The following is a 24,154-nucleotide window of genomic DNA, read 5'->3' on the forward strand; positions in this document are numbered from 1 at the left end:
GCCCGACCACAACACGGTCGCGTTGGGATCGGTAACCACCGGTTGATCCGGAGTCACGATCAACGTCACGGGGTCGTAATGACTCGTGATCGCCGCCATCCCGCTGCCTTCGAGCCGCACGTTGAACAAACCGCCGGCTAACATCGCGGTCATGCGTTTCATCATTTTGATGTTGTAGCTCAACGACGTTTCGAACGCGAGCAAGTCATTGCCGTTCACACAGATCGCTTGGTTCTCCAAATTGAGAATCGTGATCTTCTTTCCCGAATCGGCACAAAAGACGGAACCACGACCGCTCACTTTCGTCAACGAAGCCCCTTCGCCCGAGACGGCTTTCTTCAGCAAATTTCCCACACCGCGAGACAGGATCCCTTCTCGCTCGAAACGCACGTTGCCCGTGTATGCGACCATCGCTCCGAGTTTCGTCCAAACCTCGCCGTTGAGATTGATATCGAGCATGCGATCCGACTCGAGCTCAAACAAACCCTGACCGAGGTCGCGGTCACGTGTCTCTTCCAGGAACGCTTCGAGTGAAAAACGATTGTCGGCCATGATGAACTGCGCCTACTCGGTCAAATGAAAATTGGGCAACGAATCAGACAGCATGTCCGCCGGCCAGTTAACCAAAACTGGCCTCGAACAAACCGCCTGCTAATAAACAGGCCGCCAGTCTATCAGGCTGAACGTCACCGCATGACACCCCATCGGACGCCACGAATTTTGACGTCGGCGATTTCGAGTGAGAACACTCGATCGCCCGTCCGCAAAAAAATCCGCGATGGTTTTGACCAATTCATCGGTCGCATGTTGAATTTCAGCCGATTTGCCCGATCAGGTTTTGCAATTCCGCAGATTCGCCAGCCATAATCAAACAACGCTTCGTCCCCACCAGCTTTCCCTCCCGCTTTGCTCTATCCAATCGCTTGCCAATGCCATTTCCAGCGTCCTTCTTTTCAATCGGCCGGTGCCTCCTCTTCTGCTTCACGGTTGCCTGCCTCGGCAATTTGACCGTCCCCTCGAACGCGAGGGCGGATCAGACGCGAACGATCAACATGCGTTTGACCCCGCACTGGATCGACGAAGACCATTTTTGGTTCGAACGGACAACTCCCTCGGGCGAAACTGAAATCGTCAACGTTGACGCTGACAGCGGTTCGCTGACGGTCGCAACCGACGAGTCTTCCGGCGCAACCTCGAACCAAACGAGTGGATTCCGCGGCGGCAAAGCACCAGGTTCCGGTGCGGCGGATGATGACGCAGAAGTCACCTTTGTGAACGCGTCCAAGAAAACCGTGCAAACCTATTGGATCGATTCCAGCGGCAAACGAGTGCCGTACGCAAAGTTAGAACCTGGCAAATCGCACGTGCAGCACACCTACGTTGGGCACGCCTGGGAAGCGGTCGGCGATGACGGAACTTACTTTGGCAACATCGTGGTCAGTCGTTCGAAACAATCTGCCACGATCGAACAAACCTTTCCTCGACCGGCCAATCGATCGCGTCGACGCGGCCAACGTCGCTCGGTCCCCGATAACGTCCGTGATCAACTCTTAAAGCTTTCCGAGCCTCTCGATCCCGACGTCATGTTGGTGTCCCCTTCAATGTCACCCGACGGCAAGTTCTTGGCCGCGTGGAAGATAACCCGCGCCAACACGGAACCGGTCTTCACGATCGAATCGTCGCCGGCCGAAGGCGGACGCGCAAAACTCATCGAGCGCCCGTACGCTTTGCCGGGCGACGAAATGGACCGATACGACCTCGTCGTATGGAACGTTGCCGACGCGAAAACCGTCAACCTCGAAATGCCAACGATCGACTTCCGTCGACCACGTATTCGATGGAGACGCGGACATGAGATGCTGGTCGAAAAAGTCGATCGCGGACATCAACGTTTTCGACTGTTTTCAATCAATCCGTCGACTGCAAAGGTACGAACTCCGATCGATGAGTCCACCGACACGTTTATCTGGACTGCTCACGCGGGGAAAGTGCCGCTGGTCACTTACCTCGACAACGAAGACGAAGTGATCTACGCGAGCGAAAAGAGTGGCTACCGCCATCTGTATTTGGTCGATCTATCGAGCGACAAAGTGCAATCAACCGACACGATGCGTCCGATCACGCAAGGTGACTATCTCGTTCGCGAGATCATCCACATCGACGAATCGGAGCGTTACGCGGATCTCGTTGTCGGTGAATACTACGACGACCAAGATCCCTACCACCGCCACCTGATTCGCGTTGGGATTGATGACGGAGAAGTCATTTCGTTGACCGATGGTGACGGCGATCACGAATTCGAATTTTCAGAGGATCGACGATACGTCATCGTGAACCACAGCCGAGTTGATTCGCCACCGGTGCACGAACTGCGACGTACCAAGGATGGTTCGCTGGTTGCAACGCTCGCCGAAGCCAAACGGATCGGCGATGAGGCTCCGCCCAGTTTGCCGACCCGCTTTGCCGCAAAAGGACGCGACGGTGAGACCGATATTTGGGGCATCATCTGTTTCCCCGAAGACTACGATGCCGATCGGGCCGCGCAGTATCCGGTCATCGAAGCGATCTATGCCGGCCCTCATGACTCCCATGTTCCGAAACGATATCGGGCCGGGAAATGGTTCGGCGATCTGACTTCGTTGGGTTTCATCGTGGTTCGCATCGACGGCATGGGTACCGCGAACCGATCCAAAGCCTTTCATGACGTGTGTTGGCACAACCTCAAGGACGCGGGCTTCCCGGATCGCATCGCATGGATGAAAACGGCCGCCAAAGAACATCCCGCGATGGACCTTTCCCGTGTCGGAATCTTTGGCACATCCGCGGGCGGGCAAAACGCCTGTGGGGCGTTGTTGTTCCACGGCGACTTCTATCGCGCCGCCGTCGCGTCGTGCGGATGTCACGACAACCGAATGGACAAAGCCTCCTGGAACGAGCAATGGATGGGCTATCCTGTGGGCCCACACTATGCCGAATCGAGCAACATCGACAACGCCGGAAACCTACAAGGCGACCTGCTGCTGCTCGTCGGCGAACTCGACAGCAACGTTCCTCCGGAGTCCACGTTACGTTTGGTCGACGCGTTGATCAAAGAAAACAAACGCTTCGATTTTCTCATGATCCCTGGAATGGGACACAGCGACGGAGGCGCGTACGGAAAACAACGCACTCGTGAATTCTTTGTCGAGAAACTCAAACCGAACTCTCCGCCGTCACAATCTCGCGTCTCCGCTTCGCCAATCGATCCCACAGATCTCACGCCGAGCACCATCGCTGCCGACGCACTGAAACTTTACCGGGTCGACCGCGATCTGCTGCGTCGTCAACTGCCGTTGTCCATCGATCCGAATCGCCTTCGCCAAACAGAGCTCTTTCTGTCCAAATGGGAAGACGCCGTGTCGACGCTCGACGAAGCCGAGGCACTCGAACTGCGAGAACAAATCGAAAGTGATCGCGTGCAACTCGCCCGCAACAAGGTGTCTTACCAGCGTTGGCTTTCGAACGCACCGTTTGTCCAAACCATCATCGAACGATGCGAACCGGATCGCCGAGGCACGCCGGTGCAGTACGCCGAACTCGCCACCGAACTCGAAACACTGCTGCGTCAACTCGAAGCAGCCATCGATAACGAAAGCTTGACTACCGCCCCGTCAAAGAACATTGTTCGCGAACTCGATTCGACAGTCGCATCGGAGCTGGGAGGTGTGTTTGGATCGTGGAGACGATTCTACGCCGACTACGATCCCCAGTTCGATTGGTGGGCGAACGACACGGCAACGAAGGTCGAAGAAAAGTTAAAGCAATGGCGGCCCACTTTCCCCGAGCAGCCCGCGAGCCCGTCGATCTCGCAATCGCCCAACGAACAAACCGCGATGTTCGGCCCCAACTATCCGGATCTATCTCCATTCGAGAAGTCGCAAGGTGCGATCATGCCGGGCATCATGCGTCAGTATCGCGCCGACATCCGATCCGTCAAAAAACATCAGCGATCCGAACGACTCCGCGGATGGCAAAACGCGTTGGAGTTGCTCACCGCGAATCGGCCTTTCGATTCGTGGCCGAAACACGATCAAGTCGACTATCACCGGCTTCGTGAAGACATCCGCTACCGGTTGGCCGTGCTCGATCTGGCCGACGCGCCGAAGGTGATCGCCAAGTCGTCTGACGGTTCAGGGATTCAGGGAACCGTCGTCGGGCGCGATCGATTGCTGCTCGAGTTGCGCCGCGAATTGATCGATCACACGCCCGAAGAACTCATCGCGTTAGCTGAGATGGGTTACGCCAACTGCCGTGCCGAAATGGTGCGAGCGTCGCAGGAGATGGGTTTCGGAGATGACTGGCAGGCGGCGGTCGAGAAGATCAAAAACCATGCACGTCCCCGTCGGCCAGCAACCAAACCTGATTCGAAAGACGGCGAACGATTCGATAGCCTGGCTGCGTCAGAAGGACATGTTGACCGTCGAACCGTTCGCCGAAAAGAGTTGGCGGATGGAAATGATGAGCCCTGCACGACAATTGGTGAACCCTTTTTTCACGGGCGGTGAAGTCATCAGCGTCTCGTTCCCGACACGGCAGATGACCGCCGAACAACAGCGGCAAAGCCTACGGGGCAACAACGTTACATTCGCCAAAGCGACCGTGCATCATGAATTGATTCCCGGCCACCATTTGCAGGCATTTCAGTCGTCGCGATATCAATCTCACCGGTCCCAATTCATGACGCCGTTCTGGCTCGAGGGATGGGCCGTTTACTGGGAATTCCTTCTCTACGAGGACGGGTTTCCTCAATCGCCGGAGGAACGTCTCGGCTTTCTCGTATGGCGGGCCCACCGATACGCTCGCATCATCTTTTCGCTGCGTTTTCATCTCGGCCAAATGTCGCCGGATCAGTGCGTTGATTTCCTCGTCGACAACGTAGGCTTCGATCGGATCAACGCCGAAGCGGAAGTGCGTCGCAGCGTCGGACCGAGCTACCCGCCGCTCTACCAAGCCGCCTACATGGTCGGCGCAATGCAGTTACTCACGTTGAAAGATCGCTACGTGGCGACCGGCAAACCGGCCAAAACGTTTCACGACGAAGTCATGCAACAAAGCAGCCTGCCGATCTCGCTGCTCGAAGCGATCGTCTTGGACCAAACGATCCAACAAGACAATCCACCACTCTGGCGATTCGACGAATCGCAGTTTTCGCAGTAGTGCTCTGCAAAAGCAAACGTTCAATCTCCAGTGAACTGCCACAGCCAAAACCAAGGGATAAGGCCGTAGCGAAAACCGCCAAGGCTTTCGGTGATTCACGAACCCTCCCGAAACTCTTGGCGAGTTTCGCGACGTTGAAATCACGACGCACTAACACGAAACCGCCCCAGAACACTAGCGACACGCAACGCGAACCGCCGCCGGCAAACCATCGGGCAACGGATGAAACTCCGGGTGCAGGGCGTGGGCCAGAATTTCGAGACTATCGATCAAACGTGGCCCCGGTCGGCTGAAGTAGGCGGAACCGTCGACGATCGAAACGCGATCCGAACGCACACACGAGAGCGAATCCCAACCTGGATAATCACGTAAAATGGGAACATCTTGCAGCGTGCGTTCAACGTCGTATCCGCAACACGCGATCACCACCACATCGGGATCGGCATCGACTACCTGTTGCCACGGTGTGGTGACTGATCGTTCTCCCGCCTGACCAATCGCCTCGCGTCCGCCCGCGATCTCGACCAACTCAGGACTCCAGTGCCCGGCACTGAACGGAGGGTCGATCCATTCGAGCATCATCACGGAGGGCCGATCGGTGATTCCCATAGACCGGTCGGCAACACGACGCACTCGCTCTTTCAATTGACCGACATAGTCCACCGCGGTTTGTCTCGCATCGGCGGCATCGCCGACACGCATGATGCAGTCCATCACGTCATCGAGACAGCTCGGTTCGAGATTGATCACCCGCGGTGAATGAGGCAGCGAACATGCCGCATCGCGAACCTCGTCTTCCGCGACCGCGCACACATCGCACAACGCCTGCGTGACGATCAGGTCAGGATTCAGTCGCGTCAGCACGTCCATATCGAGCGAATAGAGCGCGGCCTTGGTTTTCATTCGCTCCCGAACCAGACCGTCAATCTCGCGGCTCGTTGCATCAACCGGAATCAGCGTCTTGGTCACCTTCGGCAGTTCAACGACGTCGGCCGGGTAGTCACATTCGTGGGTCACGCCGACCAATTGGTCACGCAGTCCCAACCCGCAAATGATTTCGGTAGCACTTGGCAGAAGAGAAACAATTCGCATGAGCGTTTTCGAGCAGGAGCAAGGTTACGGTGGTGTGCCGATATCGGATCGAGCCGAAAGCCAACTCGAATTTACGGGCACAAAGACTTAACCGACCGATCAATGTCAATACGCGACGTCAATGAGTGACCGCGCTGAGTTCTCTCAATTTGTCGATGCACGACTTCATCACGTCGATGTCAATTTCGTGCACGTTGATACTCTCGCCGATGTCGCGCAGCATCGTGACCGTTAACCGGCCGCCGAGATGCTGTCGAAACTCCTCGAGCCCTTTCAGCACCGCGTCACCGTCATCAATCGCCGAGCACCAAATCGGGGCGCCGATCGATGCAATCGTGTGGCACACCTCGAGCGCGGTTTCATGAGGCAGTCCAAACTTCCGGGCCGAATACAACGTGTCCAACGCCACCCCGATCCCGACCGCTTCGCCGTGCCGCAGTTCGTAGCGGGTCATCGGTTCGAGACGGTGCGCCGACCAATGTCCAAAATCCAACGGCCGCGCCTCGAGCGACTCGAACGGGTCACCTCCGAGCGTGATGTGATCGAGGTGCAAACGACACGAACGGGCAATCACCTCGGTACAGATCGCTTCATCACGTCGCTGGATCGCGTCAGCATGATCACGAATGAACCGGAACAACTCAGGATCTTTCAACAACGCAACCTTGATCGCCTCGGTCAACCCAGATCGGAAGTCACGATCGGGAAGGCTTTGCAAGATCGCGGTGTCGTTGATCACCGCCCACGGAACCGCAAAGGTACCGATCCAGTTCTTTTTGCCAAATTGGTTGACCGCGTTCTTCACCCCCACACCCGAATCGGCCTGCGCGAGCGTCGTGGACGGTAACCGAATCAGCCGAATGCCGCGGTGCGCGATCGCCGCGGCGTACCCCGCCACATCCAAAACCGCTCCGCCTCCCGCGACGACGATATAGCTGCGGCGGTCCATGTCGTGTTCATTGATGAGTTGCAACAGTTGCCGGAGCAGAGCATCCGAATTCTTACAGACCTCTCCGCCGGGAATCCGGTGCATCGGTGCCGCGAGATCGATTCGGTCGCAATCCGCCATCCGCGCGTGCAACCGAGCCGCAAAGTTCTCTGCATCAGCCGTACTTGCTCGGCCACTGCTTGCTTCACGACCGGCGTCGTCGAGATGCGAATCCACCCACAGCAAAACCTTGGCCGGTTGTTTCGCGTCAGTCTCGAGCAAATCGGTCAGGACAGCAAAGTCCGCACCGCTGACATCCACCGTTTGTCGAAGCCGGTGCGTGAAGGAGACCACAAAGGGGACATCAATGTTCGTCACGGCTTCTTTCGTTGCAGCCTCGTTTGTTGCAGCCTCGTTCGTCACAGCGTCGCCTCCACGGATTCGCAACATGCCTCGTGGTTGGTTGACTCGAATTTGCTTCCCTGCGTCTGATCTTTGCGTGGGGACGAGTCTCGATGTTTGACGTCAATAATGACAGGCATGCCGAATGGGATCACGAAAAGGCGATAGGTGGGTGGGATGGAGGCGGGGGCAGGATGAAAGGAACGATCGCGTTGGCAACGAATGGGGGATCGCTGTGTCAAAGCAATCCTGACGCCCGGGCGTGATGGGTCGCTGCAAATTCCGGCTTTCGAGCAAACTCGCGGTGCGTTTTCGTTCAGTCCGCGTGGCTAAACGCAACCGGGGATTGATGCCCAGCGTCAGGACGTTACAAACCTGCATCGAAGTATTGTAACCGCATTTCAACTCGTTCCCAGGGAACACAAAACGATGCAACAACGACGATTAGGCGGTAGCGGGCTGACGGTATCGGACATTTGCATGGGAACGATGACGTTCGGCGGTTCCTGCGACGAAGCCCTTTCTCACGAAATTTGCGATGTCGCGTTGGACGCCGGGATTAACTTTTTCGACGCCGCGGAAATCTACCCCGTCCCGCCACAGAAGGAGACCGTTGGCGTCACGGAAGAAATTTTTGGCTCGTGGTTGGCCAAACAGCCTCGCGACGCGATCACCGTCGCGACAAAGATCACCGGCCCCGGTCACGGTTGGTTTGCCCCACCGGTTCGCCACGGACGAACGACCATCGACCGTCACCAAATCCTTCGCTCGTGTGATGATTCGCTGCGTCGATTGAAAACCGACTACATCGATCTCTACCAAATTCATTGGCCCGATCACGGCATGCCGTATGAAGAGGTCCTCGACGCGTTGACCCATCTCAAACGCACCGGCAAAGTCCGCGTGATCGGATGCAGCAACGAAACGTGTTGGGGTTTGATGAAGAGTTTGTGGGCGGCGGATTTGCATGACGTCGAACGCTACCAAACCGTGCAAAACAATTTCAGCTTGATCAACCGTCGTTGCGAAAACGAACTGGCTCAGGTGTGTCGCCGGGAGAATGTCAGCCTGCTGCCCTACTCGCCTCTCGGGGGCGGTGTTCTGACCGGTAAATACAACGACGGGCCACCACCGGGGGCTCGGTTCACCGATTACCTCACCTCCGGCGGCGAGCGACAAAAGCGGATGGCGGAACGTTTCGTCAACGAACGCACGATCGAAACAACTCGCCGTTTGATGAAAATCGCCGAGTCCATCGGCGTTTCCGTAACCGCCCTCTCGGTCGCCTGGAGCAAGCAACATGATTTCGTCGCCTCGACGATCATCGGAGCAACCACGGTCGCGCAGTTGAAGGAATGCCTCGAAGCCGACGACCTGATCCTCGACGCCGAGACGCTCGAACGGATCGACGCGATCGAAGTCGAGATTCCTTATCCGATGACCGAAGACGGGCTTCGTCGGTTGAGTTAATCCGCATCGATTGCGGGCAAACCTTCCGTGTGGGGTAAAATCCCGCTCGGCTCGGACAGTATTCCACACGGCGGCATCACCGCATCCGGCAACGAATCCTCGGCCCGGATGCCGACGCTGTTTTTGGCAAACAATTTGCCAGGTGGGTGCGTACCAGCGGGCCGATCCTCTTTTTTCATTCGTGTTGATGGACCGTCGTGATGCCCGCTGTTGATCTTTTCCGTTCACGCAATTCGGCCCGTTCAGAACGTTCCGGTCGCCCGATTACGCGCGGTCGAACGGGTGGGCGGATCTCCTACTCGGCCCATTTGACTCTCGTGCTGGCGTTTGCGTTGCCGGTTGTGCTTGCCGGACCCGGAATCGTTTCGGCTCAGGACGGCGGAACTGACACGAACGAAGCCACGGAAGCTGCGACCGAGGGAGGGCCGGTACTGTTCCAACCATCCGGCGGCGACGACTCCTCCGCCACCACGCCGGAGTTCAGCTTTGGCGGCTCCCAACCGTCGACGTCCAAAATGCCGGCCGCGGATGAGCATGCCGGACACGATCACGCACATGACCACGACAATGGCGAAGCCCCCTCACCGGATCAAATGCGAGATGATCCCGAACAACTCAAGGTCGTGTTGAAGGACCTCCCCGAGGAAGTCCAGCCCGAGGCCAAAGCCGCGTGGGACCGATTTAAGAAGCTCGACCAACAACTCGCTGACGAGATGTTGGAACTGCGACGAACACAGCTTTACTATCGCAACGGATACGACCAAACGCCGTCGGCCATTATCGCGTTTCGCAAGCAACGCAATAAGGTTTGGGACGTGATGGACGAACAGTTCGACGCGGCCTTGGACCTGATGCGTTACCTGCCTAGCGTCGAGGCGGTCAGCTACGTCGTCACCATGGTGCAGCACCACGTGGAAAACGACATCTACGACGAGCGGACTTATGAAGGCGCGGCCCGTCTGTTGGATATCGGGCAGAATTTCCGTTTTCTCTACCTGGGACTCGGACGGTCGGCGGTCACGACCGGAAAATTCGATGTCGCCAAACGTGTTTATGAATCGTTGGCGGAAGAAGATCTCGAAGAAGCCGACTTGAAACTGAAATACCAACTCGAAGAACTCGAGAAACAATACAAAGAGGAACAGGAAGCAATCGCCAAGACGGATCCCGAGACTCTGCCGCAGGTCGAGTTCGAAACCACCAAAGGCAACTTCCTGATCGAACTGTTCCCCGATGCGGCTCCATCGTCCGTCGCTCACTTCTTGAAATTGGTCGAGAACGGATTCTATGACGGCCTGGACTTCTCTGTCGTCTCGCAGAACATCTTGGCCTTGTCGGGTGATTCCAGCGGCGATGGCCGCGGCAACTCGGGGGATTTTCTCGTTGACGAACAAAACCGAGAAGGAGCTCGACCGGGCCTCCGCGGATCGGTCGCGATCGCGAAGATGCCACTCGGCGACGGAAAATTCGTTGAGAACTCGGGCAGTTCCCAGTTCGCGATTCTCTATCTGCCGATTCCATCGCTCAAAGGAAAACAAACCGTCATCGGCCGCGTGATCGAAGGCATGGGCGTCGCGTCTCGATTGCGGCGAGTCGATCCCACGGAGAAGAAAGAGAAAAACCAAATCCAATTGCCGCCCGACGCGATCATCTCGGCAGAGATCGTTCGCCGCGGACCGGAGTTGCCCGAACCGGTCTACGTCGACATGAAGGCGGAGATCGAAAAAGCCGTGAAGGCGGGATTGCTCAAGAAAAGAACGCAAACTCCGCCGCAGTAATCCGGTGTCGGTGCCGCAATCGCTTGGCGGATCAACGGTTGTTTTCGTGGATGATTCCGAGACAATTTTCGCTTCTCGCTGACCCCCACTGCGAACAAGCGGGTCCTCGCGCTACAATGCCCCGTTTTCTCACGACGGGCTGGAACCGATGCCGATCATCGAAGTCAAAGATCTGACCAAGCATTACCGCGTCTATCAGAAGCGTGAGGGACTCGGCGGCAGCATTCGGGGGCTGTTCAATCGCGAATACCGCGAGGTGAAAGCCGTCGAGGGGATTAACCTGAGCGTCGAGCAAGGCGAGTTCGTTGCGTTTCTCGGGCCCAACGGTGCCGGAAAAACGACCACCCTCAAACTGCTCTCCGGCGTGATCCAACCGACCAGCGGCACCGCCACGGTGATGGGGTACGTCCCGTGGTTGCGGCAGAACGAATACCGTCGCCGGTTCGCGTTGGTGATGGGGCAGAAGAACCAATTGTGGTGGGACCTACCGGCGCGAGAATCCTATCGCCTGCATCAACATATTTATGGCGTTGATCCGAAAGAGTTCACCGGGCGGCTCGATGAACTCTCCGACTTGCTCGACGTGACCCGATTGCTCGATCAACCGGTGCGTGAACTATCGCTCGGCGAGCGGATGAAGATGGAACTGATCGCGGCGCTACTGCACAGCCCCGAGGTCCTGTTCCTCGACGAACCGACAATCGGGCTCGACGTGATCGCGCAGCACAACATTCAAAAGTTCCTGCGGTACTATCAGGAGAAACGCCAAATCACGATTCTCCTAACGAGCCACTACATGAAAGACGTCGCGGCACTTTGCCGGCGCGTCGTTGTCGTTGCTCGCGGAACGGTTCAGTACGACGGATCGCTATCGGGCATCGTTGACAAGTTCAGCGGCGACAAGCTGGTCACGTTGCAGTTCGCGGCCTCGGAATCACTCAGTCTTCCCAAGACGCTCGGATCGATCGTCAACGAGAACTGGCCCAAGATCCAATACCGGGTGCCGCGCGGCGACGTGCCCCGATTGCTAGCCGAGACGCTTCGCGATCACGCGATCGAAGACATCGTCGTCGAAGACCCGCCGCTCGAGGACGTGATCGCGGAACTGTTCCGCGAGTCCATGCAGAACGACGAATCCACCACCTCTTCAGCCACTTCATGATCACACTGGACAATATTTCGATCGGGTTTCGCGGTCCGCAACTGCTCGATGACGTCACCGTTCGCATCTCGCAGGGCGACCGCATCGGGCTACTCGGACGCAACGGCGCCGGCAAAACGACCCTGCTGAAGATCCTCGCCGGAGACATCACGCCGGATCACGGTAGTGTCGTCCCCGACGCGGGCAACCAACTCCGCGTGGCTCGTTTGACGCAGGACGTTCCCAGCGACATCGACTGCAACGTTCACGATCTGATCATGGCCAAAGCTGACGCCATCCCGGGGCTCGCCGGATCGCTCGGGCCGGCCGATCACGCGACCCGGGAGAGTTGGGAAATCGAACAACTCACCGAAGAAACGCTCTCGCGGATGGACCTGCGTGGAGACGTCGCGTTCGCTTCCCTATCGAGCGGAATGAAACGCCGCGTGCTGCTCGCTCGAACGATCGCCGCTAAACCCGATCTGCTGCTGTTGGACGAACCGACCAACCACCTCGACATCCCGTCGATCCTCTGGCTCGAGAATTTTCTCAAGAGTTGGCAGGGCACGCTGATGTTCATCACGCACGACCGGTCGTTCTTGCAGTCGCTCGCGGATCGAATTTGGGAGATCGATCGAGGTCGCTTGTTCGATTGGACGTGCGACTACCCGACGTTCCTCAAACGCAAAGCCGCCGCACTCGAGGCCGAAGAGAAACAGAACGCTCTCTTCGACAAACGTCTCGCCGAAGAAGAGGCATGGATCCGGCAGGGCATCAAAGCGCGGCGGACTCGCAACGAAGGTCGCGTCCGTGCGCTCAAGGCTATGCGGGTCGAACGCGGCGAACGTCGCAACACCGAGGCGACGGCCAAACTGAATTTGCAAACGGCCGCTCGTGGCGGTGCGTTAGTCGCCAAACTCGAAAACGTTTCGTTCGCCTACGACGATCACCCGATCGTGAACGACTTCAGCACGCTCGTCATGCGGGGTGACAAGATCGGCATCATCGGCCCGAACGGTGCCGGAAAAACAACGCTGCTGAAACTCATTCTCGGCGGTCTCGAACCGACCGAAGGCTCGATCAAACTCGGCACGAACTTGAAGGTTGCCTATTTCGACCAGCTCCGCGACACACTCGATCCCGAATTGACGGTGACCGAAAACGTTGGCGGCGGCAGCGACAAGGTGGCCGTCGGCGATAAAACGAAACACATCGTCGGCTACCTGCAGGACTACCTGTTCACGCCCGATCGTGCTCGCACGCCCGTCAAATTCCTCTCCGGTGGCGAACGCAACCGTGCCTTGTTGGCCAAATTGATGACGCAGCCCGCCAACGTCATCGTGCTCGACGAACCGACCAATGACCTCGATGCCGAAACGCTCGAAATGCTCGAGGAACAACTCGTGAACTTTGACGGCACGTTGTTGATGGTCAGCCACGACCGAACGTTCCTAAACAACGTCGTGACCAGCACCATCGTTTTCGAACATGACGAAGCCCCCGGCACGGTCAATGAATACAACGGCGGCTATGACGAATGGGAGGCCGCTCGGGCGAACCGAGTCCACGCCGCTGCGAAAGACGAATCGAATCCACGCAGTAACAAAAGCAAAAACCAATCCGCCAAAGCATCGCGTGAAAACACCGATACCAACAAACCCGATCGGCTGAGTTACAACGAACAACGAGAACTCAAACAACTGCCCGGCAAGATCGAAAAACTCGAAGCCAAAATCGAAAAACTGCACGCCGAGATGGCGGATCCGGATTTCTATCAATCCGGAGGCGAAGCCATCGCGGCGACCTCGAAAGTTCTTCGCGATGCGGAGTCTGAACTCGAAACCGCGTACGCGCGGTGGGAAGAACTCGAGGCGCGGGGATCGGTATGACGAAAACCGATCGCTCTTCGCAGCCTCAGTCGTCTGATAGCGAATCGAATTCGTGGTACGACCACCCTCAGTATTTCGACATGGTGTTTCGTGACGAAACGCCCAACGAAGTCGCGTTCTTCGAAGACGTGTTCGAACGGTACGTCAAACGGAAGGTAACGCGTCTTTACGAACCGGGCTGCGGCAGCGGTCGGTTGGTCGCAGCCATGGCGGCGAGAGGATACGACTTGGTCGCGTTGGACAATAACTCAGCCATGCTGGCTTACCTGCGCAAACGATTGTCGCGGCGAAAACTGCCCGGCGAATTGGTGCTCGGCGACATGACCACGCACCAGTGTCGGCCTCGCGTCGACGCGGCGATGTGCACGTTCAACACTTTCCGTCATTTGACCGATGCCGAATCGGCCGAGCGGCACCTGCGCAGTGTCGCCGCGTCGCTACGCAAAGGCGGCGTGTACATTCTTGGGTTCCACTGCATCCCGCTCGACGCCGATCCCGATTGCACCGAACGGTGGAAGGCATCGCACGCGGGAACCGACGTCAGCGTTACGCTGCGGGTTGTCGACTTTCAACGGCGAACCCGTTTGGAAACGTTACGGGTTTCCATCAAAGCGACCAAACCGAGCGGCAAGGTCGAACGGTTCCGCAGCGAGTTCCCGTTGCGACTCTACACGCCTTCGCAAGCCAAGTCGCTGCTCGCGAGCGTCGAGGATGTTTTCGAAGTCGCCGGGATCCATGATTTCGACTGTGACGTCGACATCGACCGCGTGATCGACGAAGACCTCACCGACGCCGTCTTCATCCTGCGAAAACGCTAATGACCCGCGATGCATCGCGAATCCGCCTGCCTCACCCGCTCTAGGGGGTGACATGCACGCGTTAGGCAAAACCACCGGGGATCGTTTATATTCGTCGCTCGGTGTCCCCCACTTCCCCTCTTTTCAAACCGAGTCAAGCGATGGATCGATTCCCTGTTAAAACGGACCGTGGTTCGTCCCGGATTTTGCCGCTCAATGCTTTCGCAGCTACCGCCATCCTGGCGTTGATCGTCGGGTGTGGGGGCGGCGATGCGAAACCCGCCCCCGAGACACCGACGGCTGAAACCGCCACCCCGGATACCGCGTCCGCCGAACCGGCTCAAAAATCATTGACCGAGGGCATGATGTTGCCCGACGATGTCGCCTTGCCCAGCGGCGAGGCCCCCGATTCGGAGGCCCCTGCAACCGAAAATGATGGCCCGAAAGGACTGCAGTTGCCCGACGATCTGCAGACCACGGTCACACCGAGAACCGCCGTCCAATTGGTCAGCACCGAAACCGAAGAATCGCCCGTCGATATCCGATACGGAACCTGGGACGAGATCAGCCGGGAGGTCGCCAAGTCGGGATCGATCACGGTGGTCGATCTCTGGTCACTCGCGTGTGTGCCATGTTTACGCGAATTCCCACATCTCGTCGAATTGCAGCGACAACATCCTGACCGAATCCGAGCGATCGGAGTCAACGTGGACTTCGACGGCCGCGAACGCTATCCGGCGAAATCCTACGCGCCGCGGGCGGAAGTGTTTCTAAGAGCCGTCAAGGCAACGTTCCCGAACTACCTCTCACAAACTCCTAGCGAAGAAGTCCTGCAATCGGCCGAGGTCGCGTCCCTGCCCGCCGTGCTGGTCTTTGACGCGAATGGGAAACTCGCTGCGCGATTTAGTGAAGGCACCGCCGACGGTGGGTTCAACTACGAAAACGATGTCGTCCCGTTGGTTCAAAATTTGCTGAACCAACAAACCGACTGACGCGTCAGCACGAAATATCCCGAGTTGTCCGACCGTCACGCCAATCAATTTGCAGAAGACTTCGTCCGCCGAGGCACTTCTGGCCCGATTGACGCAGTATACTGTCCTTAGACCGATCTTCTGACCGCTATCCTTTGACGGAATATTTATGAGCGTCGAAATGCAACTCGCTCGGATCATCATCTCCGAGCTGACTGACAATCAGGTAATCTATCTAAAGGAAGTCGAAGGCGATCGTCAGTTTCCGATCATGATCGGGATCTTCGAGGCAACCAACATCGATCGTCGCGTCAAACAAGACTACGTGCCCCCACGTCCGTTGACGCACGACCTAATCGTCTCGGTCGCCGAATCGCTCGATGCCACGATCGAACGCGTCGTGATCAGCGATCTGTCCGAACACACCTATTTCGCTCAGTTGCACCTGAAGACACGGTCGGGTGAGTCGATCGAGGTCGACGCGAGGCCGAGTGACGCGATCGCGGTCGCAGTCACCTATGACCCACCCCTGCCGATCTTTGTTTCCGAAGACGTCCTGTCCGACGCCACGGGCACATCGATCGATGGCGGAGAATCCATCTGACCGACGCATGTTGTAATGGTTCAACGTCGCTACTGCTGCGTCACGATCAAAGATGAGGGACCAAGCGCGTAGCGAATGTCGCCAAGACTTTCGGTAATTCACCACCCCACCCGAAAGTCTTGGCGAGTTTCGCTTCCGAAAAACGGGGCGTTGACGCACCACTGGCCAGATCGCGTGACCTCGATCCGCGAGAAACCAGTCATGGCGTATTCTCTTTCGACCGTTCAGTCCTGCTGGCGTTCTCGCTCGAGCCCCTCGACGAATTCCCTCACCACCGTTCGCTGAGTCAGCTTTGGATTGATGTGAGGACGTTTACTCAGCAGCAGAGCTTGAGCGTCTTCGGGCGTCATGTTTCGGTATTGGATCAACCAACAGATCGCGACCGTGGCACTGCGAGCCCGCCCGGCTTTGCAATGGATATAAACGATATCACCTTTGCTGACGTGTTCTTGAACGAACTCGACGCCTTGCCGGATGTTGTCAATCGTTGGGTGCGTGAAGTCAACCGTCGGAATGTGCAACTGCACGATTCCATGGCGACCGTATTCTTCAACCGGCCCGCCGTATTCTTCACATGTATTGACGACCGCCCGGACCCCCAACGCAGCCAGTGCGTTGACGTCGCGGGTGAATGGCCGTGCCCCCACGATGACAAACTCGTCGATGAAGTCCCACCAGTTTCGGACCTTCAAAAACCGACCGAGCATCATGTTCCAAGCGAGGGTCGGGTAAAACACCGTCCCGGCATAGGCCCGGTCATAGAACGAACGTTTCTTCATAAGATTCGGTTGTCGATCAAGCGTGTGCGTCCAACGTGTGCGGCGACCAGTGCGACCGCTCGCTGTTCAATTTTGCTGAGCGGTTCGAGAGTGTCGGCATCAACCACGACGGCGTAGTCGACTTTGTCGCATTTCATGAGTTCCGCCTTCATCGTTTGCTCCAACGATTCCACGTTTCTCTCACCGGCATCGAATGATGCGGCGGCCCGGTCAAGGGCACGCGAAAGCGACAATGCGGTTTCGCGTTCGCTTTCGCTGAGATAACGGTTCCGGCTGCTCATCGCCAAACCGTCTGCTTCGCGAACGATCTCACACGGCACGATCCGGATCGGCATGTTGAGATCACGAACCATGTGTTCGACGACTCGCAGTTGTTGATAATCCTTCTGCCCAAAAAACGCCGCGTCAGCTGGGATGATCTGAAACAGCTTCGTCACCACAGTGGTAACACCCCGAAAGTGCTCGGGCCGCGATTCCCCCTCGAGTCGTCCAGCGACCGGCGGAGGACTGACGAACGTCCCAAATCCCTCCGGATACATGACTGAATCGGTCGGCAAGAAGACAGCCTCGACGCCCTCGCTGCGCAACATCTCGAGGTCGTCCTCGAGCGGACGGGGATAGCGGCTGAGGTCTTCGCCCGCGGCGAATTGAGTCGGATTGACGAAGATGGTCGTCACACAGCAATCGCATTCCGCGTTGGCCCGTCGAACCAAGGACAGGTGCCCCTCATGGAGCGCTCCCATCGTCGGCACGAGCCCCACGGTCCGGCCGCCACGCTGCTGGCGGCGACACCACTCTCGCATTGCCTCGATATCACGAAAGGTATCCAAAACGCATTTTTGTCCGGTTCAAAGGGGATGGTCAATCGCCGCCAATGATAACGTCTTCCACGCCATCTTCGATACCGACCGGACCTGCCGATGGCGACAACGCCAGCGGCTTTTCCTCGCCCCCCGACCGGCCAAACTCTCGGCGAGCTCGGGCTACGGGAAATCGGGAACTCAACGCATCGAAAAGGGTGAATATCTCGCCGAAGGCTCTCATCGCTTCCATCTTCTGATCGATCTGTAATAAGCTAACGCGCAAGATTGTTCACGAATCCAACCACCGAGCGCAACTCCCCAACCCGCGTTCTTGACATCCATTCGGCAGGGACGAAGCCTTGAGTGACTTTTCATCGCGCGCGACATGCCTGCTCGGCCTCGCCGTCTTTATCGCACTGGCGTGGCTCGTTAGCACCGATCGCCGCCGCTTTCCCATTCGCGTCGTCGTCGGCGGATTGTTGCTGCAGATGGTGCTCGCCTATCTGATCCTGCAAACCACTCCGGGAGAATGGTTGTTTCGAAAAATTGGAGAGGGATTCGAATCAATCATGAGCAACGTCGATGTCGGCAGCGGTTTCCTATTCACCGCCGCCGGGCATGACGTGCCATTCGACGCACTTCTCATTCGAACCTTCGCCTTCGGAGTCCTGCCGACCGTTATCTTTTTCTCATCGCTGATGAGCGTTCTCTACTACCTCGGGATCATGCAAAAACTCGTCGGAGCGATGGCGTGGGTGATGAAGTTCACGCTCGGAACGAGTGGCCCCGAAACGCTCGCCGCGGCAGCGAATGTTTTCGTCGGACATACCGAAGCGCCTTTGGTCGTACGTCCTTATCTCAACCAGATGAGCCGCAGTGAATTATGCGCGATGATGACGGGTGGATTTGCAACCGTCACGGGCGGATTGCTTGGCGCGTATGCCGGAATGGGGATCGAAATCAGCCACCTGCTGACGGCATCCGTAATCAGCGCGCCCGCGGCATTGTTGATCGCTAAAGTAATGGTGCCCGAAACGAGCGTTCCTGCCGAAAACCATACCGAATTGGCCAATAGCGTCGATCAAACATCCGCCACCCCAGTCGACGTGAAAACCGACAAAGACGCTGACTCAGTATCAGGGAGGGTCTCCACGAACTCGGACTCCCTCACCATCGAACTCGAACGTGAGAATGTCAACCTCATCGGCGCCGCAGTCGAAGGGGCCAGCGAAGGGATGAAACTCGCAATCAACGTCGCCGCAATGTTGATCGCTTTCCTCGCTTTGATCGCATTGGTAGACACGCTGTTGGCAACCATTTGTGAATCGATCGGATGGGTATCCGCAAACGGTACGCCCGCGATCAGTCTCGGCGTCATCCTTGGCTACTTGGGTTGGCCGATCGCATGGTTGTTAGGCATCCCAGCAAACGAGTGTCTGGTTGCGGGACGATTGATCGGTTTGAAGACCGTCGCCAATGAGTTCGTCGCCTATCAACAACTCGGCGAGATGATGAAGTCGGATTCACCACCAATCAGCGCCCGCACCGGCCATGTGCTCACATACGCGTTGGCGGGATTCAGCAACTTTGCTGCAATTGGCATCCAAGTCGGCGGCGTGGGAGGTCTCGCCCCAAAACGCAAAGCAGAACTCGCCCAACTCGGACTCAGAGCCATGTTCGGAGGATTGCTCGCCTGCTGCATGACAGGCGCGATCGCAAGCTTAATGATGTAGGAATGTCACTAGAAGTCGATGCCCAAACTTCATTCCTTTCCGGCGACATCAACGCAGGCGACCGCGCATAAGAAAAGCGGAGATGAAATTCTCCGCTCTTCGTTCTATATCGGATGCCCCAGAAGAGAAACGTCTCAGTCCATCAATTGTTCTAGGACGCTCAGTGCGTTGCGTGCATCTTCGACGCCGCCCATCTCTTCAACCAATTTCTTCGCATTAAGAAGCGAGTCCAACGAAACTTCGCTTGCCGCGCTGGTGCGTGGTCCGCGACGAGTCGCCTTCTTGACTGCCTTCTTCGAAACAGCTTTGCGACCACGAGTCGTCTTCGACTTCTTTGAGTTCGATTTGACCGTGCTGACAAATTGAGCCGTCACGTCGATCCCTTGAGCCTTCATCGCTTCTGCAACTTCCAATGGCTTCGCCTTCGGGTTTGCTGAGCAGTAGTCGCGGATGGCTTGGGACTTGTTGACTCCGCCGCTTTTCTTTTTGGCCATGTTATCTTTCTGTCTGTGGGTTGGAAGGGTCTGCGTCGATTTCGCATTCATGCTGTCGCGCAATCATCCCTCATTTTTAGATGAACTGTGGTTAAAATAGGCAAACGACAGGATTTGTCAATTGCATATAAATGCAAACCACCTTCAAACCAATCCTACATACGGTCACACACCCCAATACCGAGCAACTTTAAGCCTTGCTTGATCACCCGACCGGTCAATACGACCAACGCCAACCGGGTCTTAAGAATGGTCGGATCGGTGTTACCGAGAACCCGACACGCGTCGTTAAACGTGCTATACGCCTTCGCAGTATCAAAAAGGTAGTCGCATAGCTGATTCGGGGTATAAGCAGCGATTGCGTTGTCGATCGCCTCTTCAAATCGAATCAATGCGATCGCCAAGGCACGTTCTGCGGGCTCTCGCAGTTGGATATCGGGGGTGGAAATGTTTTCGCCGATCCATGACTCGATATCCGCGATACCTTGCTCCTCAGCGACACGTCGCAAAATGCTTTGCGTGCGTGCGTAGGAATACTGCATATAGGTCGCCGTATTGCCTTCCAGGGCAACCATTTTATCAACATCAAACCGATAATCGCTGGTTCGATGATGAGACAGATCGGCATACTTGATCGCCCCCATCCCTACCACTTCAGCGATTTGGTTCTGCTCTTCTTCCCCCATAGGCGGGGACATGTTTGACAATCGTTCAGGGTTGCAGACAACATCCTTCGCGCGAGCGACTGCATCGTCGAGCAAGCTTTCGAGCCCAATCAGCGATCCGCTGCGTGTCTTCATCGGACGTCCATCTTTTCCGAGCACAGTACCGAATGACACGTGCACGAGTTCGATATTCTCCATACCGAGCGGACCCGCCATCGCAAAGAACTTCTCAAAGTGTTCGCTCTGACGAGAATCCACGACGTAAAGAATTCGATCGCATTGAAACACCTCGTTGCGATATTGGAGGGTCGCCAAATCCGTCGTCGCATACAAAAACGCACCATCACGTTTTTGAATGATCATGGGGCTATCAAACCCATCTAAAAAGACACAAACGGCACCGTCGCTCTTGGTCGTTAAGCCGAGCTTGTTGAGCATCTCAACGACTCCGGGCAAACGATCGTGATAGAAACTCTCGCCGAGCGTATGGTCGAACGTCACACCGAGCCGGTCGTAAATTCGGTTGATTTCATCCTTACAATGCGGCAGGAACTTTTCCCACAACGCGCGATTCTCGGCGTCACCTTCGTGCAGTTTGGCCGTTTCGCGCAAGACCGCTGCCGGAACGTCTTCGTGTTCCGCAGCGAGTGCAGCTAGTTTCGCGTCGTTGTCGACGTCGGCAATCTTTGCTTGTGTGGACGCAATGTCCGACTTGATCGATTCGAAACGACGGCGTGCCGCATCGGCCGATTTGCGTGCTTTCTTTTTCTCTTTCGCGGTAGCCTTCTCGTCGCTCTCGATCGCCTTCGCGGCCGCGTCTTCCGTCTCGGCGTGAGATTCCGCTTCGGCTAGTTTTGTATTGAGCTGTGGCAGTGACGCTTTCGCTTTTTGATATTCGATCAACTGGTTGGTCAATCGATACAAACTCGCCAGTTCCGGAACCGGGTTGGCAGCCACGACGTCGGGATCACCAAAATGTTTGTAGCCATAGATAATGATTCCGAACTGCGTTCCCCAATCGCCGAGGTGATTGTCGGTAATCACCTCGTGACCGACGAACCGTAACGTTTCCGAAAGGGCGTGCCCGATCACCGTGCTGCGGATGTGCCCGACGTGCATCGGCTTGGCGACGTTAGGACTCGAGTAGTCAATGACGATTTTCTCGGGTTGCTCAGTGGTAGCGACACCAACTCGCTCGTCCCCAATCATCTCAACAATGGTCGATGACAAAAATTCGTCGCGCAGTTTGATATTGATGAACCCCGGCCCGGCGACGTCAGGCGTTTCGCATACATCCTCGATTTGCAGTGCGTCGACCACCTTGGTCGCAACGTCACGCGGTGCCTGCCCGATCTTTTTACCCAGTGGCATGCACGCATTGGATTGATAATCGCCGAACTTTGGGTCCGCCGCGACACGAATCATTCCGGCGAAGTCTTCAGGTTGGTCGGTCAGTTCATTCAACGCGGCGTGGAACCGCTTCCGGAGTAGCGCGGATAGATTCATCGATACAACGCAAAGTGTTGGGTGAGAGAGTGAGCTTGGCTCATGAATGGATAAACGACTCGGCAACGCGATCGCTTTGCCGCGTGAGAGATCCCGCGGAAATGGACTCGGCGGGAGTCGAATCGACGTTTGCCAGGCAAACGTTGGACGGGTAGATGCTTCGCGAGCCTACAGTGACGACGCGGAGAGAACCGCTGTCGTTATTCGTTCGGAGTCAATCCGAGGTCTTCGAGCGGGACCGAAATGCCGTCAGCCCACAACGATTCGAGGTCGTAATACTCGCGGGTGTCTTCGTCAAAGAGGTGAACGACGAGACTGCCGTAATCGAGAACGATCCAACTGCTTTCTTGATAGCCTTCGATTCCCATGCGGCGATCGCCCATGCCTTTTTCGAGGGCATCATCGATTTGTTCGCTAATCGCGTGCAATTGACGGCGGCTCGTTCCGGTCGCAATCACAAAGAAATCGAACTCAGCGGATTGGCCGCTGATGTCGAGAACGAGGACGTCGCTGCCGTTGTTTTCCAACGCAACCCGCGCCGCTTCGGTGGCGAGCTTTCGTGCCTCCTCAATCCCGTGCGGGCGGATGGCCCGCGTCGGAGTTTCCATCGGATTGTCGCGAGGGGAGTATTTTTCGGCTGCGGCGGCTTGATCCGGGCTAACAGCGTCTTCGGGCGACTCAGAATTTTCGGGGGGGTGATCAGACAATTCGAACGTGCTTTTGCTACTAAATTGGACATATTGATCGGCCCCGACACTCACGCCGGGCCGACTGAGACGCTCTCAGTGTATCGCATCCGGGAATTGTGTCACCAAGGCACCGATTACATCAGGTCGGTCATTTTCCGGCGATCGAGTTCCGCAACCGCTTCGCGGACCCGCTCCTCGCTGCTCCGAGGAGCCACCAGGGTCGCATCCGGAGTCTGCACGACGATCAGATCTTCCGTGTCGATGGTCACAATCGTGTGGCCAGGCCGCGCGTGAATGATGCAGTTTTTGGAATCGATACCAATATGGGATCCGACGACCGCGTTGCCGTCTTCGTCGTGAGGGTGCAGTCGCGAAACCGCCTGCCACGATCCGACGTCATCCCAATCGAACGGAGCTTCGATCACGACGACCTCGTCATGACGCTCCATCACCGCGTAATCGATTGACTTTCCGTCAATGGCTTCGAATTCGCGTTGGAGGGTTTCATCAAAGCCATCCGTTCCGATCACGTCGGCGATCTTTTGGATGTGCGAATACATTTCCGGTTCATGCTTTTCCAACGCATCGAGGATCGTTTGTGCACGCCACAGGAAGATGCCGCTGTTCCATAAGAATGTTCCGGCCTCGACGTATTCTTTAGCCGTCTTTGCGTCGGGTTTCTCACGAAAGCACTCAACGGTGAACGCATCGTGCTCGGGAAGTTTCTCGCCCTGTTGGATATAACCGAACGATTCGGCCGGGTATGAGGGCCGGATGCCGAACGTGATGATCGCGTTGGGATGCTGTTCGAGAATCTTCTGCCCGCGCTGGACTCCCTCGGCAAATCGATCGTGTTGTTCGATCACGTGATCCGAAGGACAAACCAACATCATCGCATCAGGATCTTTCGCGGCCACCAATGCAGCGGCCAACCCCACACAAGGAGCCGTGTCACGACGACAAGGTTCGCCGACGACATTGCAGGCGGTCAGTTCGGGCAATTGTTCAGTGATGGGACTGACGAGAGCTTTGGAGGTAATCACGTAAGTCTGGTCAGCAGGCGACACCGCATCGAGCCGGTCTCGGGTGGCCTGAATCATCGAACGTTCGCCCGCCAAGGGCAGCAATTGTTTTGGTGTCGCTCGTCGAGAGGCGGGCCAAAAACGCGTGCCACTACCGCCGGCCATGATGATCGCGTGAAGCATATTGATTCTGTG

At 56.8% G+C, this 24,154-nt stretch carries 20 protein-coding genes; 10 read left to right on the forward strand and 10 right to left on the reverse strand.

Annotated elements, in window-relative coordinates:
- A partial coding sequence (locus RSSM_RS09045; protein ID WP_008676995.1) for an AIM24 family protein occupies positions 1–552 on the reverse strand: 552 nt, incomplete at its 3' end.
- 500 nt (positions 553–1,052) lie between these two features.
- On the opposite strand from RSSM_RS09045, the gene RSSM_RS09050 reads away from it, so the two are divergent.
- Together RSSM_RS09050 and RSSM_RS31595 are read left to right on the forward strand one after the other, a co-directional pair.
- Positions 1,053–4,544 carry a prolyl oligopeptidase family serine peptidase gene (locus RSSM_RS09050; RefSeq protein ID WP_160168118.1) on the forward strand — a complete coding sequence of 1,164 codons (3,492 nt, stop codon included), beginning with the start codon at positions 1,053–1,055 and terminating at the stop codon, positions 4,542–4,544.
- A complete protein-coding gene (locus RSSM_RS31595; protein ID WP_008677000.1) occupies positions 4,519–5,196 on the forward strand; it encodes a DUF885 family protein in 678 nt (225 codons plus the stop codon). The genes RSSM_RS09050 and RSSM_RS31595 overlap by 26 nt, the downstream gene beginning before the upstream one ends.
- Positions 5,197–5,370: 174 nt before the next feature.
- On the opposite strand, the gene RSSM_RS09055 is transcribed toward RSSM_RS31595, so the two are convergent.
- Positions 5,371–6,288, reverse strand: coding sequence for a cobalamin-binding protein (locus tag RSSM_RS09055; RefSeq protein WP_044301967.1), 918 nt, complete (start codon positions 6,286–6,288; stop codon positions 5,371–5,373).
- 118 nt (positions 6,289–6,406) lie between these two features.
- Positions 6,407–7,666 carry a 3-dehydroquinate synthase gene (locus tag RSSM_RS09060; protein ID WP_008677006.1) on the reverse strand — a complete coding sequence of 420 codons (1,260 nt, stop codon included), beginning with the start codon at positions 7,664–7,666 and terminating at the stop codon, positions 6,407–6,409.
- A gap of 381 nt (positions 7,667–8,047) precedes the next feature.
- On the opposite strand from RSSM_RS09060, the gene RSSM_RS09065 reads away from it, so the two are divergent.
- From RSSM_RS09065 to RSSM_RS09100, 7 genes are all read left to right on the forward strand, one after another.
- On the forward strand, positions 8,048–9,088 hold the full coding sequence (locus RSSM_RS09065; RefSeq protein ID WP_008677008.1) for an aldo/keto reductase: 1,041 nt from the start codon (positions 8,048–8,050) through the stop codon (positions 9,086–9,088).
- A 341-nt stretch (positions 9,089–9,429) separates the two neighbouring features.
- Positions 9,430–10,866, forward strand: coding sequence for a peptidylprolyl isomerase (locus RSSM_RS09075; protein WP_236621028.1), 1,437 nt, complete (start codon positions 9,430–9,432; stop codon positions 10,864–10,866).
- Between the two features lie 148 nt (positions 10,867–11,014).
- Positions 11,015–12,028: an ABC transporter ATP-binding protein gene (locus RSSM_RS09080; protein ID WP_008677013.1), complete on the forward strand. Its 1,014-nt coding sequence runs from the start codon at positions 11,015–11,017 to the stop codon at positions 12,026–12,028.
- Positions 12,025–13,896 carry an ATP-binding cassette domain-containing protein gene (locus tag RSSM_RS09085; protein WP_008677016.1) on the forward strand — a complete coding sequence of 624 codons (1,872 nt, stop codon included), beginning with the start codon at positions 12,025–12,027 and terminating at the stop codon, positions 13,894–13,896. The genes RSSM_RS09080 and RSSM_RS09085 overlap by 4 nt, the downstream gene beginning before the upstream one ends.
- The gene (locus RSSM_RS09090; protein ID WP_008677017.1) at positions 13,893–14,714 is read left to right on the forward strand and encodes a class I SAM-dependent methyltransferase; all 822 of its coding nucleotides are present in this window, start codon (positions 13,893–13,895) and stop codon (positions 14,712–14,714) included. Before RSSM_RS09085 ends, RSSM_RS09090 begins: the two co-directional genes overlap by 4 nt.
- A gap of 140 nt (positions 14,715–14,854) precedes the next feature.
- Entirely contained in the window at positions 14,855–15,685 is an 831-nt protein-coding gene (locus RSSM_RS09095) for a TlpA family protein disulfide reductase (protein ID WP_008677019.1), read from the forward strand.
- Between the two features lie 148 nt (positions 15,686–15,833).
- On the forward strand, positions 15,834–16,268 hold the full coding sequence (locus RSSM_RS09100; protein ID WP_008677020.1) for a bifunctional nuclease family protein: 435 nt from the start codon (positions 15,834–15,836) through the stop codon (positions 16,266–16,268).
- Positions 16,269–16,492: 224 nt separating this feature from the next.
- Here RSSM_RS09100 and RSSM_RS09105 read toward each other — a convergent pair whose 3' ends face one another.
- The 3 genes from RSSM_RS09105 to RSSM_RS09115 are packed head-to-tail and all read right to left on the reverse strand — an operon-like array spanning position 16,493 to position 18,100.
- Positions 16,493–17,047: a phosphatidylglycerophosphatase and protein-tyrosine phosphatase 1 family protein gene (locus RSSM_RS09105; RefSeq protein WP_008677023.1), complete on the reverse strand. Its 555-nt coding sequence runs from the start codon at positions 17,045–17,047 to the stop codon at positions 16,493–16,495.
- Positions 17,044–17,877: a pantoate--beta-alanine ligase gene (gene panC, locus RSSM_RS09110; protein ID WP_044301968.1), complete on the reverse strand. Its 834-nt coding sequence runs from the start codon at positions 17,875–17,877 to the stop codon at positions 17,044–17,046. Before panC ends, RSSM_RS09105 begins: the two co-directional genes overlap by 4 nt.
- A gap of 31 nt (positions 17,878–17,908) precedes the next feature.
- The gene (locus RSSM_RS09115; protein ID WP_008677026.1) at positions 17,909–18,100 is read right to left on the reverse strand and encodes a hypothetical protein; all 192 of its coding nucleotides are present in this window, start codon (positions 18,098–18,100) and stop codon (positions 17,909–17,911) included.
- Between the two features lie 109 nt (positions 18,101–18,209).
- On the opposite strand from RSSM_RS09115, the gene RSSM_RS09120 reads away from it, so the two are divergent.
- Positions 18,210–19,583: a NupC/NupG family nucleoside CNT transporter gene (locus tag RSSM_RS09120; protein WP_008677028.1), complete on the forward strand. Its 1,374-nt coding sequence runs from the start codon at positions 18,210–18,212 to the stop codon at positions 19,581–19,583.
- Positions 19,584–19,717: 134 nt separating this feature from the next.
- Here RSSM_RS09120 and RSSM_RS09125 read toward each other — a convergent pair whose 3' ends face one another.
- The 4 genes from RSSM_RS09125 to RSSM_RS09140 all read right to left on the reverse strand — a co-directional run bounded on the left by RSSM_RS09125 (position 19,718) and on the right by RSSM_RS09140 (position 24,142).
- On the reverse strand, positions 19,718–20,077 hold the full coding sequence (locus tag RSSM_RS09125) for a hypothetical protein (protein ID WP_008677029.1): 360 nt from the start codon (positions 20,075–20,077) through the stop codon (positions 19,718–19,720).
- Between the two features lie 155 nt (positions 20,078–20,232).
- Positions 20,233–22,248 carry an arginine--tRNA ligase gene (gene argS, locus RSSM_RS09130; protein ID WP_008677031.1) on the reverse strand — a complete coding sequence of 672 codons (2,016 nt, stop codon included), beginning with the start codon at positions 22,246–22,248 and terminating at the stop codon, positions 20,233–20,235.
- 200 nt (positions 22,249–22,448) lie between these two features.
- The gene (gene rsfS, locus RSSM_RS09135; protein ID WP_236621029.1) at positions 22,449–22,955 is read right to left on the reverse strand and encodes a ribosome silencing factor; all 507 of its coding nucleotides are present in this window, start codon (positions 22,953–22,955) and stop codon (positions 22,449–22,451) included.
- Between the two features lie 116 nt (positions 22,956–23,071).
- Positions 23,072–24,142, reverse strand: coding sequence for a mannose-1-phosphate guanylyltransferase (locus tag RSSM_RS09140; protein WP_008677037.1), 1,071 nt, complete (start codon positions 24,140–24,142; stop codon positions 23,072–23,074).
- Between the last annotated feature and the right edge of the window lie 12 nt (positions 24,143–24,154).

Source organism: Aporhodopirellula sallentina SM41 (genome assembly GCF_000346505.1).
GTDB classification, from domain to species: Bacteria; Planctomycetota; Planctomycetia; order Pirellulales; family Pirellulaceae; genus Rhodopirellula; species Rhodopirellula sallentina.